This is a genomic window from Mesorhizobium sp. M1A.F.Ca.IN.020.04.1.1, assembly GCF_003997315.1.
Taxonomy (GTDB): Bacteria; Pseudomonadota; Alphaproteobacteria; order Rhizobiales; family Rhizobiaceae; genus Mesorhizobium.
Genome location: NZ_RZSN01000140.1, coordinates 1 through 15925 on the forward strand (window position 1 = coordinate 1; position 15925 = coordinate 15925).

At 63.8% G+C, this 15925-nt stretch carries 13 protein-coding genes, 1 other RNA gene and 1 pseudogene; 6 read left to right on the forward strand and 9 right to left on the reverse strand.

The window, feature by feature from the left end:
• Positions 1–382 (reverse strand): 16S rRNA (cytosine(1402)-N(4))-methyltransferase (gene mraW, locus EOA49_RS23515; protein ID WP_127243378.1); only part of this gene is annotated, 382 nt, incomplete at its 3' end.
• The gene (gene mraZ / locus EOA49_RS23520) at positions 379–837 is read right to left on the reverse strand and encodes a division/cell wall cluster transcriptional repressor MraZ (RefSeq protein WP_095783823.1); all 459 of its coding nucleotides are present in this window, start codon (positions 835–837) and stop codon (positions 379–381) included. The genes mraZ and mraW, both read right to left, overlap by 4 nt.
• Positions 838–1234: 397 nt before the next feature.
• On the opposite strand from mraZ, the gene EOA49_RS23525 reads away from it, so the two are divergent.
• The gene (locus tag EOA49_RS23525) at positions 1235–2368 is read left to right on the forward strand and encodes a cystathionine gamma-lyase (protein ID WP_127240529.1); all 1134 of its coding nucleotides are present in this window, start codon (positions 1235–1237) and stop codon (positions 2366–2368) included.
• A gap of 5 nt (positions 2369–2373) precedes the next feature.
• On the opposite strand, the gene rnpB is transcribed toward EOA49_RS23525, so the two are convergent.
• The 5 genes from rnpB to EOA49_RS23550 all read right to left on the reverse strand — a co-directional run bounded on the left by rnpB (position 2374) and on the right by EOA49_RS23550 (position 5546).
• Positions 2374–2774, reverse strand: an RNA gene (gene rnpB, locus EOA49_RS23530) — RNase P RNA component class A.
• Positions 2775–2832: 58 nt separating this feature from the next.
• Positions 2833–3543 (reverse strand): transglycosylase SLT domain-containing protein, encoded by a 711-nt coding sequence (locus EOA49_RS23535; protein WP_095802411.1) that lies wholly within the window; start codon positions 3541–3543, stop codon positions 2833–2835.
• Between the two features lie 185 nt (positions 3544–3728).
• Entirely contained in the window at positions 3729–4496 is a 768-nt protein-coding gene (locus EOA49_RS23540) for an N-acetylmuramoyl-L-alanine amidase (protein ID WP_127240530.1), read from the reverse strand.
• Positions 4493–5212 (reverse strand): DnaJ family molecular chaperone, encoded by a 720-nt coding sequence (locus tag EOA49_RS23545; RefSeq protein ID WP_127240531.1) that lies wholly within the window; start codon positions 5210–5212, stop codon positions 4493–4495. Before EOA49_RS23545 ends, EOA49_RS23540 begins: the two co-directional genes overlap by 4 nt.
• A 133-nt stretch (positions 5213–5345) precedes the next feature.
• Entirely contained in the window at positions 5346–5546 is a 201-nt protein-coding gene (locus EOA49_RS23550; protein WP_082954075.1) for a hypothetical protein, read from the reverse strand.
• Between the two features lie 173 nt (positions 5547–5719).
• On the opposite strand from EOA49_RS23550, the gene EOA49_RS23555 reads away from it, so the two are divergent.
• The 3 genes from EOA49_RS23555 (at position 5720) to EOA49_RS23565 (ending at position 11339) form a co-directional block, all read left to right on the forward strand.
• Positions 5720–9346: a hydantoinase B/oxoprolinase family protein gene (locus EOA49_RS23555; RefSeq protein WP_127240532.1), complete on the forward strand. Its 3627-nt coding sequence runs from the start codon at positions 5720–5722 to the stop codon at positions 9344–9346.
• A gap of 83 nt (positions 9347–9429) precedes the next feature.
• A complete protein-coding gene (locus tag EOA49_RS23560) occupies positions 9430–10677 on the forward strand; it encodes a DUF3419 family protein (RefSeq protein WP_164746751.1) in 1248 nt (415 codons plus the stop codon).
• Positions 10674–11339, forward strand: coding sequence for a class I SAM-dependent methyltransferase (locus EOA49_RS23565; protein WP_127240533.1), 666 nt, complete (start codon positions 10674–10676; stop codon positions 11337–11339). The genes EOA49_RS23560 and EOA49_RS23565 overlap by 4 nt, the downstream gene beginning before the upstream one ends.
• Positions 11340–11345: 6 nt before the next feature.
• Here the strand turns inward: EOA49_RS23565 and EOA49_RS23570 are convergent, their stop codons facing one another.
• Entirely contained in the window at positions 11346–12731 is a 1386-nt protein-coding gene (locus EOA49_RS23570) for a serine hydrolase (RefSeq protein WP_127243379.1), read from the reverse strand.
• Positions 12732–12961: 230 nt separating this feature from the next.
• Here EOA49_RS23570 and EOA49_RS23575 point away from each other — a divergent pair, with 230 nt between their 5' ends.
• Positions 12962–13753, forward strand: coding sequence for a GH25 family lysozyme (locus EOA49_RS23575; RefSeq protein ID WP_127240535.1), 792 nt, complete (start codon positions 12962–12964; stop codon positions 13751–13753).
• Positions 13754–13924: 171 nt separating this feature from the next.
• Positions 13925–15103: a lytic murein transglycosylase gene (locus EOA49_RS23580; RefSeq protein WP_127240998.1), complete on the forward strand. Its 1179-nt coding sequence runs from the start codon at positions 13925–13927 to the stop codon at positions 15101–15103.
• Positions 15104–15139: 36 nt separating this feature from the next.
• Here the strand turns inward: EOA49_RS23580 and EOA49_RS23585 are convergent.
• Positions 15140–15925: pseudogene (locus tag EOA49_RS23585) on the reverse strand (ornithine decarboxylase); the annotation flags it as partial.

Here is a 15925-nt window from a genome sequence, read left to right on the forward strand (position 1 = left end):
GTCCGTCGGCGCGAAAGGAAAAGCCGCGCCCGGCCTGGTCGAGCTGCATCGACGAGACGCCGATGTCGAGCACGACGCCGTCGGCGCTTTCGACATGCTTGTCCAGGGTCGAGAACGGCTCCTGAACGAGCTTCAGCCTGCCGCCGGCCTGCTGTTCCAGAGCCTGGCCCGCGGCGATCGCATCCGGATCGCGGTCGATGGCCACGACCGAGGCGCCGCGCTCGAGGATGGCGGTGGTGTAGCCGCCGGCGCCGAACGTGCCGTCGACGATCGTCTCGCCCGCCTTGGGGTCAAGCGCCTCCAGCAGTTCGGCAAGGAGGACCGGAATGTGACGGACCAGTCCGCCAACGGCGTGAGGATCATCGCCGTGGCCAGTCATCATTCCGGTCGCTCCCCGGGCTTCGTCCCCTGCCGAAGCTGCAAAAGCCTGGCTCGAGCCTGCGCCCCATAGGCGGCAAGTCGGCCCGGCTCCCAGATCTGGAAGAAATTGCCGCGGCCGACAAAGGCCACCTCGTTCGAGATGCCGGTGTGCTCGCGGATGAAATCGGTCATCGTGATGCGGCCGTCCTGGTCGAGTTTCAGGAACGTCCCGTCGCCATGGCAGAAGAAGGACATATCGTCCGCCGTCTGCAGGAAGGGATCTTCCAGCGCGATCCGCTGCTCGTAGCGGTCGAGCAGATCGAGCCCGCCGACGTCCATCGCCGGAAGGTCGAGGCAGCGTAGCGCATAGAGTTCCGCATAGCCACGTTTCTGCACGACCGAACGGAAATGCGCCGGAACGGATACCCGCCCCTTCGCATCGATCCTGTTCACTGCGTTTGACAGAAATCGGTCCACTACGCCTTACAGCCGCTGTCGCCGCCGCACCCCTGCCCATGTTTTTCTCCGCGTCGCCGCCGCGCATCGCCTCGCGACAAATCGCTTCATTCACCAAGGCGAAAACCGGCAAACGCGCAGCCGCCGCGACTGCCCGATTGGCGTACGCTTCACCCTGACGCGGAACGAAAGCTTGATGGGAATGGGATATCATGGGGTAATGTGGGCGTCAACGGGAAGAGGCATCACAAACACGCATGCCACAACCTAAAAGCGCAGGCTCGCGGCACGTGTCGTCTTTATCGTCCATTAAGCCTAACGAAGCGTTTAGAAGGCTCTGGCCCAAAAGGACGCGGCTTGCCGCGAAGGCCCGGCACGCCTAGCGTTCGGACGTCAGTTCAGTGAAGGAATGCGCCCAATGTCCGAAACCGCGAAGTCACGCGCCGCGACACTTGCCCATCTGCGCAGCGGCGATTTCGCCAAGGGCGATCCGATCCCTTTGCCGCTGACAATGGCCTCGATCTTTCATTCGCCGGGCGACGCGACGGGCTTCGATCAATACGGCCGCTTCAGCAATCCGACATGGCACGCGGTCGAGCATGCGCTTGGTCATCTCGAAGATGCGCAGTGCATCGCCTTTCCGTCGGGCATGGCGGCGATTTCGGCAACGTTCTTTGCGCTGGTCAAATCTGGCGACCGCATCCTCTTGCCCTCGGACGGCTACCACACGACGCGGGCTCTGGCGGAGCGTTTCCTGAAACCGCTCGGCATCGCCTATGACGTGAGGCCGACATCGAGCATGCTCGACGGCGGCTTCGCCGGCTACCGGCTGGTCTTCGTCGAAACCCCCTCGAACCCAAGGCTGGATATCTGCGACATCGCCGCCGTCGCCAAGACCGCCCACGAACAAGGTGCGCTCCTCATCGTCGACAACACGACGATGACGCCCTTCGGCCAGCGCCCGCTCAACCTTGGCGCCCACATCGTGGTCTCGGCCGACACCAAGGCGATCAACGGTCACTCGGATGTGCTGTTCGGCCATGTCGCCAGCCGTGATCCGGATATTATCGCCAAGGTCAGGGCCTGGCGAGAAACCGCCGGCGGCATTCCCGGGCCGTTCGAGGCCTGGCTCGTGCATCGCGGCCTTGAAACACTTGAGGTGCGGTACGATCGCATGTGCTCCTCGGCGGAAACGATCGCCCGCCGGCTCAAGGGGCATCGCGCCGTGAGCGGCTTGCGCTTTCCAGGCCTTGAGAGCGACCCCTCGCACAATCTGGCGCGTGCCCAGATGGAGCGCTTCGGCTTTCTCATCTCGTTCGAACTGGCTTCGGAAGAGAAGGCCGAGGATTTCATCAACAACTGCGCGCTGATTGAATCGGCGACCTCGTTTGGTGGCGTCCATACATCGGCCGAGCGGCGATCGAAGCGCGGCGATGCCGTGCCGCCCGGCTTCGTGCGGCTGGCCGTCGGCTGCGAGCCGGTGGAAGAGCTCTGGCAGGCGATCGAGGCGTCTTTGGACGGCTTGGCGGCTGAGCGGCTCGGAGCGCTGTAGAGGAAAATGCCAGCTGGCCTGTAAGCCGGGTTCTGTATGGCCCCCACGCCTTGTGGCGCGGGAACGTGGCGGCCATTCATCTTGGGCGCATGTCGCCATGCGCCTCACGCAACCTACCCGGGCGGTGGGCCGGAAACAGCCCTCGAAGGTTTCCCTTCGCACCGCCCCTATTCGGTCTTGCTCCCGGTGGGGTTTGCCGTGCCGCTTCTGTTGCCAGTCGCGCGGTGGGCTCTTACCCCACCCTTTCACCCTTGCCGCGGCAAATGCCGCGGCGGTTTGCTTTCTGTGGCACTTTCCCTGGGGTCTCCCCCGCCGGCCGTTAGCCGGCACCGTGTCTCCATGGAGCCCGGACTTTCCTCACCCGCAGCCTTTCGGCTCTTGCGGGCGCGGCCGCCCGGCCAGCTGACAAGGGCGTATAAAGGGATTCGCGCCTGAAAACGCAACAAAAAAGGCAACTGTCCCGCTTAGACAGGCGAACCGAGCGCTGCCATCTGCACCTTCACCTTGCTGCAATAGGCGGCCGAAATCGGATTCATCCGCGTCGCCCCATGGCCGGCATTGTATTTGAGGATGGTACCGCAGGTGGTGCCGCCACCTAGCCCCTGCGCCATGGCGAGGTACTTCATGCCGTATTTGATGTTGGTGTCGGGATCGAACAGTCCCTTGACCGAACCGGTATAGCCCATCATCCGGGCCGTCGCCGGCTTGATCTGCATAAGGCCGATCTCGCCGGCGCCGCCGACCATGTTGGGCCGGAAGTTGCTCTCGATCGTGATGACGGCCTTGGCCAGCGACACCGGCACGCCGTAGCTTGCCGCATAGCGGGCGATGATCGCCGAATATTGGCCGTCGCCAGTTGCCGAAGAAGACAAGGCGGGCTTTTCAGGACGGATGGAAGCTGTCGCGGTCAGGTCGATGGTTTGCCTGCTGCGCTTTGCGTAGCGTTTGACTCTTGATTTCGCGGACCGCGCTGCGGCGGCTTTCTGCACCTTCGCCGGGGCAGCTCTCTTGGTCGTCGAAGTCTTGGCGCTTGGCGCAGCCTTGGGCTTTGAGGCGGTCGCAGCAAACCCATTGTCCGCCGCCCGGAGGCTCAGGGGGGCGCTGTTCGCTGGGCTGAAGGCAAAAGTCATCACTCCGGCAGCAACGGCTGCCGCTACAACGGTCAATCTTTGCATGTATTCCTGTTCTGTTAGAACCGCGCGAAGAATTTCACGCGGCGGGGCCAATCCAACACCGGAGCATCTTGGAGGGATAGATGCCCGACAACTTGCGGGAGATGCGTTTGGAGACCGAATTGGCGCCAATAAAGGCGAGGCAATTCACTTTGTATGACAAATTGTAATTTAGCCAGCTTGGCAGGCTATTTGGAAGGGGCTGCCTTTATCGCAGCCAAAAGCCTTTGGAGCGTGCTGATCGTCGAACCGTCCGCCACGCCGTCGACGAGCCGCCGTCGGAAATGCCGCTGAAACGCCGCCACCACGATTTCCGTCTGGCGGTCGAAGACACCCGATATCTCGGCGCTGTAGCCGTACAGCGCCAGCATCGATTGCAGGGCTTCCACGTCAGCACCTGCGTCGCCCGCCTTCAGCGCCGCGCCCGTCCTGATCGGAGCCGCGGGAACCAGATGGCCGACACCGGCGGCAAAGAGCGCCTTCCAGGGAAACTTCTCGCCCGGGTCGACCTTGCGTCCCGGCGCCACATCGGAATGCGCAAGCACCCTTTGCGGTGGAATGGAGTGCCGGCCCGCGATCCCTGCGCATAAATCGATCACGGCCTTGACCTGCCGCTTCGGGAAGGTTTTGTAGCCCAGCGAATGCCCGGGGTTGACGATCTCGATGCCGACAGAGCAGGAGTTGATGTCGGTGCACCCGAACCATGAACTCTTGCCGGCATGCCAGGCGCGGTCGCTTTCGCGCACCATTTGCACGATGCGGCCGTCCTCATGCACAAGATAGTGCGAGGATACCTCGCTTGCCGGATCGCACAGCCAGGCCTCGGCCCCAGGCCCCGTCGGCATGCCGGTATAGTGCAGCACGATCATGTCGGGCCTGAGCGTCTCGCGTCGCGGACCGAAATTCGGCGATAGCCTGACCTCGGCACCCGGCTGGTCGGGCAAGAAACCGCTCATACGTGCCTGAGGCCCCGTTCGATCATCTCATAGGCGGCATTGATCGCAGCGACCCTTGTCGTGGCGATCTTGACGAATTCCTGCGGCAGGCCGCGCGCGATCAGCCGGTCGGGATGGTTGTCGGAGATCAGCTTGCGATAACGCTTCCTGACCTCCTCGAATGGCTTCCCGCGTTCGACGCCGAGAACCACATAGGGATCGGCGGCGCCCAGATTGACGTGGCGCGCCAGGATCGCCTGGTAATGCGCCTCATCGATCTGAAAAATCTCGGCGATGCGATGCAGGAATTGCCCTTCCCTCTCGTGAACCAGGCCATCCGCCTTGGCGATGTGGAACAGCCCGTCGAGTATGTCTTCCAGCATCTTGCAATTCGCATGACCGGAACCGCAAAGCTGCGACATGCGCTGGGCGTAGATTTCAAATCCGGCAACATCGCGCTTGGCGAGGTCATAGAGGCGCGCCACATTGCGCGTTTCGCTCGGCGGCACCTCAAAGATTTCCTGGAAGGCGCGCACCTCGTCCTGGGTGACGATGCCGTCGGCCTTCGCCATCTTGGCCGAAAGCGCGATCATCGCCACCGAGAAGGCCACGCGCCGGCGTAGATCCGGGTCGCCCGAGTACATGGTCCGCACGGCCTCGACGACATCGCCGACGCCCGAGGACGCCGACGACGAAACACGAGCGATGAAGTCGCCGAGGCGGTCCCAAATCGACATGCGGCTTCTTAGTGCGAACCGGGCACCGCTATCAAGCCGGGACGATGCCGCAGGGCGAACGACTTTGAGGACAGTCCCGCCAAAAGGAAGGCCGGCACAGGGGCCGGCCTTCCTGATTTCAGTGGATGAACTTCTACTGCGCGGGCGCAGCAGGAGGTGTTGCCGGAGCCGGTTCAGCAGGCTTCGAAGGGTCAGGGGTAGCCGGCTTCATTGGCTGTTCGTTGGCCGGCGGGTTGGTGCTCTGCGTGGTGGTGTTGTCGGTGCTGCTGTCGCTGCAAGCCGCGACCCCCAGCAGGGCGAGCGCCGAAACAGACGCCAGAATAAGCTTCTTCATGGTATCTCTCCTTCAGCAAACGCTCACGTTTCGGTGAACGTCGCAGAGGAAATGCAGAAATCTGACCTGGGTTTCGTAACGTTGCGTTTCCATGTGTAACACCAAGCGCATGGTTGCCGGGGCCAAAACGGCGAACTAACAGAACGGGTTGTCGCAGGTAACGGATAAGCAGCATGCAGGACGCCGCAGCCAACAACAAATGGGATTTCTGGATCGACCGGGGCGGGACCTTCACCGACATCATCGGCCGCGATCCGCAAGGCCGACTGCATCCCCGCAAGCTTTTGTCGGAGAACCCTGAGGCCTATGCCGATGCCGCTATCCAGGGCATCCGCGAACTGCTTGGACTGAAAACCGGCGCCGCCATCCCCGCGGAGCGCATCGGCGACATAAAAATGGGCACCACTGTCGCTACCAACGCGCTGCTGGAGCGCAAGGGCGACCGCGTGCTGCTGCTCATCACCAGGGGTTTTCGCGACGCGCTGCGCATCGCCTATCAGGCGCGGCCGGATATTTTCGCCAAGGAGATCATCCTGCCCGAACAGCTCTATGAGCGGGTGGTAGAGATCGACGAGCGCGTGCGCGTGGACGGGTCCGTCGAGCGCCTGCTCGACATCGCCGCCTGCCGCCCGGCCATCGAGCAGGCCAAGGCCGACGGCATCGACGCGGTAGCCATCGTCTTGATGCACGCCTGGAAATATCCCGACCATGAAAAGGCAGTCGCGAAAGTCTGTCGCAAGATCGGCTTCAGCCAGATATCGGTCAGCCACGAGGTCTCGCCGCTCATCAAGCTGGTCGGTCGTGGCGACACCACGGTGGTTGACGCCTATCTGTCGCCGATCCTGTCACGCTACGTGCAAAGGGTGGCGGGAGAATTGGGCGCCGGCCCGCGGCTGATGTTCATGATGTCATCGGGCGGGTTGACCGCCGCCGACATGTTCCAGGGCAAGGATGCGCTGCTTTCCGGCCCGGCCGGCGGCGTCGTCGGCATGGTCGAGACGGCGAAGCTCGCCGGCTTCGACAAGGTCGTCGGCTTCGACATGGGCGGCACCTCGACCGACGTCGCCCATTATGACGGCGAATACGAGCGCGCCTTCGACACTGAAGTCGCCGGCGTTCGCATCCGCGCGCCGATGATGCGTATTCATACCGTCGCGGCCGGCGGTGGCTCGATCCTGCACTACGAGGCCGGTCGCTTCCGCGTCGGCCCGGACTCCGCCGGCGCCAATCCCGGCCCGGCCGCTTACCGACGCGGCGGCCCGCTCGCCGTCACCGACGCCAATGTCATGCTCGGCAAGCTGCAGCCCGACGTCTTCCCGGCGATCTTCGGCCCCGGTCAAGACCAGCCGCTCGACGTCGCCGCCGTGCGCGAAAAATTCGCGGCTTTAGCCGCCGAGATCGGCGATGGACGCTCGCCCGAAGCGGTGGCCGAGGGTTTCGTCACCATCGCCGTCGAGAACATGGCCAACGCCATCAAGAAGATTTCGGTGCAGCGCGGTTACGATGTCACTGAATATCTCTTGAACTGTTTCGGTGGCGCCGGCGGCCAGCATGCCTGCCTCGTCGCCGATGCGCTCGGCATGGAAGCGGTGCTTATCCACCCCTTCTCCGGCTTGCTTTCGGCTTACGGCATCGGGCTGTCGACGGTTTTCGCCTCGCGCCAGCAGGCGTTGCTGAAGCCGCTCGCCGAAGAGTCCCGCTCCTCGATTGAGGACCTGATTGCGACCTTGCACCAGGGCGTCATCGCCGACCTTGCAGTGCAAGGCATTGCGCAAGACGCCATCGCCTCAAAGCCGGTCCTGCAGATCCGTTATGACGGCACCGACACAACTTTGCCGGTCAACTTCGAGCACGGCTCGATTTTTCGCGCCAGGAGCGATTTCGAGGCCGCCCATCAAGCGCAATTCGGCTTCGTCTACGAAGACAAGCCGATGATCGTCGAGGCAGTCGGCGTCGAAGGCAGCGATGTCGGGACCGCCAGCCGCGACGAAAGTGAATCAGGGCTCGAAGACCAGGTGGCAAGCCCCTGGCAGTCCCGGCAATTCTTCGCCGACGGAGCCTGGCGCGATGCCGGCATCTTCCGGCGCGAGGATTTGAAGCCCGGTCACAAGGTGGCAGGCCCCGCGCTCGTCATCGAGCCGAACCAGACCATCGTCGTCGAGCCGGGCTGGCAGGCCGAGATCACGGCCAGGAACCACGTGCTGCTGCGGCGTATAGAGAAAAAGGCGCGGCAGGCGGCGCTCGGCACCGAAGCCAATCCGGTGATGCTCGAGGTCTTCAACAACCTTTTCATGTCGATCGCCGAGCAGATGGGCGTCACGCTGCAGAACACCGCCTATTCCGTCAACATCAAGGAGCGGCTCGATTTTTCCTGCGCCGTGTTCGACCGCCATGGCGCGCTGGTCGCCAACGCGCCGCACATGCCGGTGCATCTGGGGTCCATGGACCGCTCGGTCGAAACCGTCATCCGCCTGAATTCGGGTGATATCCATCCCGGCGACGTTTTTGCTCTCAACGCGCCCTACAATGGCGGCACGCATCTGCCCGACATCACCGTGGTGACGCCGGTGTTCGACGACGCGCGCACGGAAATCCTGTTCTGGGCGGCCTCGCGCGGCCACCATGCCGATGTCGGCGGCACCGCGCCGGGCTCGATGACGCCTTTGGCCACAACCGTCGACGAGGAAGGCGTGCTGTTCGACAATTTCCGCATCGTCGATCGCGGCCGCTTCCGCGAGGAGGAGCTCGAGGCGCTCCTCACCGACCATCCCTATCCTGCCCGCAATCCCGCCCAGAACATCGCCGACCTCAAGGCGCAGATCGCCGCCAACGAAAAGGGCGTGGCGGAGTTGCGCAAGATGGTCGCGCATTTTGGCCTCGCTGTCGTCGAGGCCTATATGGGCCATGTTCAGGACAATGCCGCCGAGAGCGTGCGCCGCGTGCTGGAAAGGCTGCCCGACAGTTCCGACTACGAGTATGCCACCGACACCGGCCAGGTGATCAAAGTGAAGATCACCGTCGATCGGCAAAGGCGCGACGCGACGGTCGATTTCACCGGCACCTCGAAGGTCATGAAGAACAATTTCAATGCGCCGGAGCCGGTGGCGCGAGCCGCTGTGCTCTATGTTTTCCGCGTCATGGTCGAGGACATGATCCCGATGAACGCCGGATGTCTCAGGCCGATCAACATCGTCATCCCCGACGGTTGCATGCTCAAACCCTCCTACCCTGCCGCCGTCGTCGCCGGCAATGTCGAGACCTCGCAGCATGTCACCAACGCGCTGTTCGGCGCCATGGGCGCGATGGCCAACGCGCAAGGCACAATGAACAATCTCACCTTCGGCAACCGGCAATACCAATATTATGAGACGATCTGCTCCGGCTCGCCGGCCGGCCAAATGAATTCGGGCCGCGGCTTTGCCGGCACCTCCGGCGTCCACACGCATATGACCAATTCGCGACTTACCGATCCCGAAGTGCTGGAACTGCGCTTCCCGGTCGTGCTGGAAGACTTCCACATCCGCGACGGTTCCGGCGGCAAGGGCAAATGGAACGCCGGCAACGGCACCAAACGCACGATCCGCTTCCTCGAAAAAATGGAATGCGCCATCCTCTCCTCACACCGCAACCGCCCGCCGCAGGGTCTGAACGGCGGCGGCGACGGCGAGGCTGGCTCGACCAAGGTCAGACGCAACGACGGCTCGATCGAGGTGCTGAAGGCCTGCGACCAGACCACGCTCGACGCCGGCGAGGCCGTCATCGTCGTCACGCCGACGCCCGGCGGATTCGGCAAGGCCTAAGACTCAGCGTCAGCAGCCTGTCACCCGCCTGTCACAACGCTGCGCTACCCGCTTGCGCAATGCAAACGGGGAATCAGCTTGCCATGTCGGATGTATCGGGAGAACTCGTTTTTCGACGCGGCAAGGAGGTTGGAAAAGCCGTCTACCAGAACCGCGCCCTGTCGAAGGACGGCATTTCCGAGCGGCTTTTCGCCTTCCTGTTTTCCGGCCTCGTCTATCCCCAGATCTGGGAAGACCCGGATGTCGACATGGACGCCATGCAGCTTGGCGCCGGCCATCGCGTCGTCACAATCGCGTCGGGCGGCTGCAACATTCTGGCTTACCTCACCCGCTCGCCGGCCCGGATCGACGCCGTCGACCTCAACGCCGCGCACATCGCGCTGAACCGCATGAAGCTGGAGGCGGTGCGCCATCTGCCCTCGCAGGGCGATCTGTTCCGCTTCTTCGGCGCAGCCGATACCAGCCACAACTCGGAAGCTTACGACCGCTTCATCGCGCCGCATCTCGACCCGGTCAGCCGTCACTACTGGGAGCGCAGGAACTGGCGCGGCCGCCGCCGCATCGCGGTTTTCGACCGCAACTTCTACCAGACCGGCCTGCTTGGCCTCTTCATCGCCATGGGCCATCGTGTGGCAAAACTGTTCGGTGTCGATCCGGCCGGCATCATGAAGGCCGAGAACATCGGCGAGCAGCGCCGTTTCTTTAACGAGGAGCTGGCGCCGGTCTTCGACAAAAAGCTGCTACGCTGGGCGACATCGCGCAAGGCCTCGCTTTTCGGTCTGGGTATCCCGCCGGCACAGTACGACTCGCTGATCACGTCCGGCGACGGTTCGATGGCGAGCGTCTTGAAGGCGCGGCTGGAGAAGCTCGCCTGCGATTTCCCGCTGAAGAACAACTATTTCGCCTGGCAGGCCTTTGCCCGCCGCTATCCGCAGCCCGGCGAGGCAGCCCTGCCCGCCTATTTGGAACAGCGCAACTACAGGACGATCCGCGCCAACACCGAACGCGTCGCCATCCATCATGCCAACTTGATCAAATTCCTCGCCGGCAAGGATGCGGCCTCGGTCGATCGCTTCGTCCTGCTCGATGCCCAGGACTGGATGACCGACGACCTGCTCAACGATCTGTGGACCGAGATCACCCGCACGGCCTCGGTTGGCGCGCGCGTGATCTTCCGCACCGCGGCCGAGCCCAGCCTGCTGCCGGGCCGCGTCTCCAGTTCCCTGCTCGACCAGTGGCGCTACGAAGCCGAGGCCTCGCGCGAATTCTCGGCCAGGGATCGCTCGGCGATCTATGGCGGCTTCCATCTCTATGTGAAGCGCGCCGCATGAGCACGACGGAGCTGCCGGTCCGCCATGCCGATCTGATGGATGGCGTCTATCGCTGGCAGCGCCATATCTACGACATTACCCGCAAATACTACCTGCTCGGCCGCGACCGGCTGATAGCGGGGCTCGACGTGCCGCAAGGCGGCACCGTGCTCGAGCTCGGCTGCGGTACCGGCCGCAACATCGTTCTTGCCGCCCGGAGCTATCCAGACGCCCGCTTCTTCGGTTTGGATATCTCGGCCGAGATGCTGGAGACGGCAAACGCGGCTATCGCTCGCGAAGGTCTCTCCGACAGGGTCGAACTGGCGCGCGGCGACGCCACGGATTTCGATCCGGCGGCGCTCTTCGGCATCGAGCGCTTCGACCGTGTCTTCATATCCTATTCGTTGTCGATGATCCCCGGCTGGGAGAAGACCGTGTCGGCCGCGCTTGCCGCGCTCGCACCCGGCGGCTCGCTGCATGTCGTCGATTTCGGCCAGCAGGAAGGTCTGCCAAACTGGTTCCGGGCCTTGCTGCGCGGCTGGCTGCGGAAATTCCATGTCACGCCGCGCGCCTCGCTGCGCGACGTCCTTGACTCGGAGTCGAAACGGACCGGCGCAACCTTCTGTTTTAGAACGCTTTATCGCGGCTATGCCTGGCTCGGCGTCATCGGAGCTCGGATGTAGAGAGCCTTACTGGTGTAAAGCTTTCACCAGCGCGGCCACCATCGCCTGCGGCCGATAGCCGAGCTTGGCAGGTGTCAGCCCGAGCCGCACCACCACCAATTGCTCCGACGGAATGATGGCCACCGTCTGGCCGTCATGGCCTTCCATCCAGTAGGTGTCCTTGGCCAGGCCGGCGGCAGCGCCCGCGCCTGGAGTCTCCTCATCGCCCGGACCCTCGATCCACACCTGGCCGTTCCCGTAGACCTTCGAGGCCGGCGCCGGCTGCCGCATCCAGTCGACGAAACCGGCGGGCAGGATCTGTGCGCCGTTCCAGACACCGCCCTGTAGCAGGAACTGGCCGAAGCGGGCCCAGTCGTGCGCCGTGGCATAGAGATAGGACGAGCCGACGAAAGTGCCCCGCTCGTCGGTTTCGAGCACCGCGCTGTGCATGCCGAGCGGCTCGAACAGCGCCGTGCGTGGCCAGCTCAGCGCCTTCGCCTTGTCGCCGATTGCCTCCTGCCACAGCCGCGACAGCATGACGGCCGTACCGCTCGAATAGGAAAATGCCTTGCCCACCTCGCCGCCGAGCGGCTTGGTCTCGGCAAAGCCCGCCATGTCCGGCTCGAGATAGAGCATACGCGTCACGTCGGCGACGTCGCCATAGTCCTCGTTGAACTCCAGCCCGCTCGACATCGCCATCATGTCGGCAAGACTGATCGCCGCCCGACCGTCGGCCTTCCACGGCGAGAACAGGCCCTTGTTGTCGAGCGCCATCTTGCCGTCCTTGACCAGCGTGCCGACGATCGCGGCATTCACCGTCTTGGTCATCGACCAGCCGAGCAGCGGCGTCTTGGCCGAAAAACCCTCGCCATAGCGTTCCGCGACGATGCGGCCGTTCTTCACCACCACGACCGCGCGCATGCCTGTCCCGACCATCGCGGCATCGTCGACGATCTTCGTGACGGCGGGGTTTTGCAGGGCGTCCACCCTTTCGCCCTCCGGCCAGAGCGCATCCTGCGAGGCCACCGCCAAAGGCTCTATATGGACGGAGGTCTGCCGCGCCCTGCCGGTGTCGCCATCCGGAACCGACGCGCAGCCGACCCCGTCGCGCTCTACGGCGACGCTCTTGCCCAGCGTCCAAAGCAGGCCCGCCGAAACAAGGCCCCTTTCCTTGTCGACGGATACCTTCATCAGCTTGAGCAGCGGATGGCCCGGCGCCTGCACGTCGACGGCCAGCACTTCATTCGGGTCGCGGCCGGCGATGAACACGTTGGAGCAGACGATCTTGGCCGCATAGCCCGAGCCGACACGGATCAGTTCGGGCGGCGCAAAGTAGAGCCAGGCGAAGAGCGCGATCACCGCCAGCACAATGAGGCCGAACAGCCATTTGATGAACTTCACGACAGCCCGCATCTTTCCGCCCTTGGGTTTTCCGGTTCGCTTTATGTCATTGATTTGCCGCCATTGCTTCTCCAAAATCATGGTCGATGTCGAGCGCCGTCAATGGATTATCAACCATGTTCGGCGATGAACGGAGAGACTGGGCGGTCCTGTGGGGCGACCGTCCGGAGGGGGCCCGCGGAAGCGACCACCATCAGTGAAGGACCCATCAGCGGCCGGCTGATCCCGGCTCGGGGGATATCATGCGCCGTCTTGCGGCCATCCTGATGCTGACGCTGTTGAGCGCCTGCTCGACCGTGGACGATCTATCGCCGCTGGCGCCGTCATCCCAGACGGTCGCCCTGCGCGCGCCCCGTTTCGAAGATTCCAAACCGCATGAATGGGACAGCGGCGCGCCGTGGAATTATGCGATCCACGGCACCGACGTCTCAAAATACCAGACCTCTGTCGACTGGCCGACGGCCAAGGCCAGCGGCATCTCCTTCGCCTTCATCAAGGCGACCGAGGGCGGCGATCGCTTCGACGATTATTTCAACGAGCACTGGGCACGCACCAAGGACGTCGGAATCCCGCGCGCGGCCTATCATTTCTTCTATTTCTGCACCCCGGCCGCCACCCAGGCGCGCTGGTTCATCGCCAATGTTCCGAAAGATCCGTCGGCAATGCCGCCGGTGCTCGACATGGAATGGAACCCGAAGTCGCCGACCTGCCGACTGCGCCCCGATCCCGCGACGGTGCGCAGCGAGATGACCACCTTTCTCGAGATCGTCGAGCGCCATTACGGCAAGAAGCCGATCATCTATACGTCGCTCGACTTCTTCGATGACAATAACCTGGCGACGTTCCGCGGCTATCCTTACTGGCTGCGCTCGGTCGCCGGCCATCCGCGCCAGAAGTATGGCAGCCATCCTTTCACCTTTTGGCAGTACACCGGAACCGGCATCGTGCCCGGCATGACCGGCAAGTCCGACATCAATGTTTTCAACGGCTCGGAAGCCGCCTGGAACAAGTGGCTGCGGCAGAACACCCGTTGACATCGGCCCCCTTGCCTGCTTTCGACATGGCGGGCGGTGATAGTTGCAACCGCTGGCGATGCGGAGCGGCGCACCCCACCGGGGTGCCGCACGGCGCTCCTGAATTTTGAAATCTACGCATGATGCGTCCGCACCCGGCCGTGATCATGCCCCGGTCTCGTAAGGGAAGCGATGCGATTGCGCGTTGAAATCCTGGCGGCGCTGCTGGTCGGCGCTTTCGCTTGGCCTGCGGCGGCGCAGGAATGCGGCGGCGATTTCGAAGCGTGGAAACAGGGCGTGGCAGCGGAAGCCAAGGCAGCCGGCGTCGGCGCCGTTGGCCTGGAGGCGCTGGAAAATGCCGCGATCGATGAGAAGGTGCTGGCGCGCGACCGAGCTCAAGGGGTGTTCGCCCAGACCTTCACCCAATTCTCGAACCGCATGATCTCGGCCTATCGCCTGAAGCAGGGCGCGGCCAACCTCAAGAACTATGCCGACGTCTTCGCGCGCGCCGACAAGGAATTCGGCGTGCAGCCGGCCGTCATCACAGCGTTCTGGGGACTGGAGACGGATTTCGGCGCCGTGCAGGGCGATTTCCACACGCTGGACGCGCTGGTCACCCTTGCGCACGACTGCCGCCGCCCTCAGTTGTTCCGGCCGCAATTGGTGCCGTTGCTGACCTTGATCGACCGCGGCGTGCTGCCGGCCGATGTCAAGGGCGCCTGGGCCGGCGAGATCGGCCAGACGCAGATTCTGCCGACCGACTATCTCGCCCGCGGCGTCGACGGCGACGGCGACGGCAAGGTCGATCTCCGGAACAGCGTGGCGGACGTCATCATGACCACGGCCCACAAAATCCTGTCGCGCGGCTGGAAGCGCGACCAGCCCTGGGTCGAGGAGGTGCGCGTTCCCGACGACATGCCTTGGGACCAGACCGGCCGCACCAACAAGCTGCCGCTGTCGCAATGGGCCCAATGGGGCGTGACCAATCCGGACGGCACGCCGCTCGTCGACAACGGCCTGAAGGCCGGGCTCGCCTTGCCCATGGGTCGCAAGGGTCCAGCCTTCCTGACCTACGACAATTTCGACGTTTATCTGGAATGGAACCAGTCCTTCACTTACGCGCTCACCGCTGCGGTGCTGGCGACCCGTCTGGCCGGGGCGCCGCAATTCGACCCGCGCACGCCCGAGCCCGGCCTCAACGGTGACCAGATGAAGGCCCTGCAGACCAAGCTTGAGGCCAAGGGCTACGATGTCGGCACGGTCGACGGTATCCTCGGCACGAATACCCGCGAAGCGATCCGCAAGGAGCAGATGCGCCTGGGCATGGCCGTGGACGGTTGGCCGACGCCGGAATTGCTGGCGAAATTGTAGCGCCCTGTCCTCCTCCTACAAGGGAGAAGGGGGAGCTCAATCCGCCATCGTCTCCAAGCTCGCGAAACCTTGCGGCGCGTCGCCCTCGTCGAACGGCGTCGTCACCTCCACGAACGTGTCGGGATAGAACCCGTTGAATCGCGTCCTCAGCGACAGCGAGTAGGCGCCGATGTGGCCGATCTCGATCCAGTCGCCCGTGTCGACCGTTTCCGGCAGCCAGAACGGCCTCGACAATATGTCGACGGAATCGCACGTTGCGCCGCAGACCTTGAACGGCACGACCGTCTTGTCGCTGCCATTGCGCGTGCGGATCGCCGGATCGGGAATGAAGCGCGCCGGCAGCGTGATCTTGCCGGTCCATGAATCCGAGAGCGACGCCCAGATGCCGTCATTGATGTAGAGCCTTTTGCCCTTGCGCAAGAGCACGCGCACGATCAGCGACAGGCAGCGCGCCACGATCACGCGGCCGGGTTCGGCGACCAGCGGCATCTCGTCGAACCGGTATTCCTTGAGGTCGCCGGCCAGCCGCGACATGAGCTGGCCGAGCGACGGCATCTCGATGTGCTTGCGGTTGGGATCGTGGCCGTACTCGGCCGGAAAGCCGCCGCCCACGTCGAGCCCGGCAATGTCGAAGGTCAGCCGGTTGCGCACCCAGTCGGCAGAGGCCAACGCGCGCTCGTAGGTGTCGGGGTCCTCGATCTGGCTGCCGACATGGAAGCACAGCCCGACCTTGTAGCCGGTACGGTTGAGCCGCTCGGCAAGCTCCACCGCATTGGCGGGACCGGCGCCGAATTTCTTCGACAGCTCATAGGCCGCGTGGCC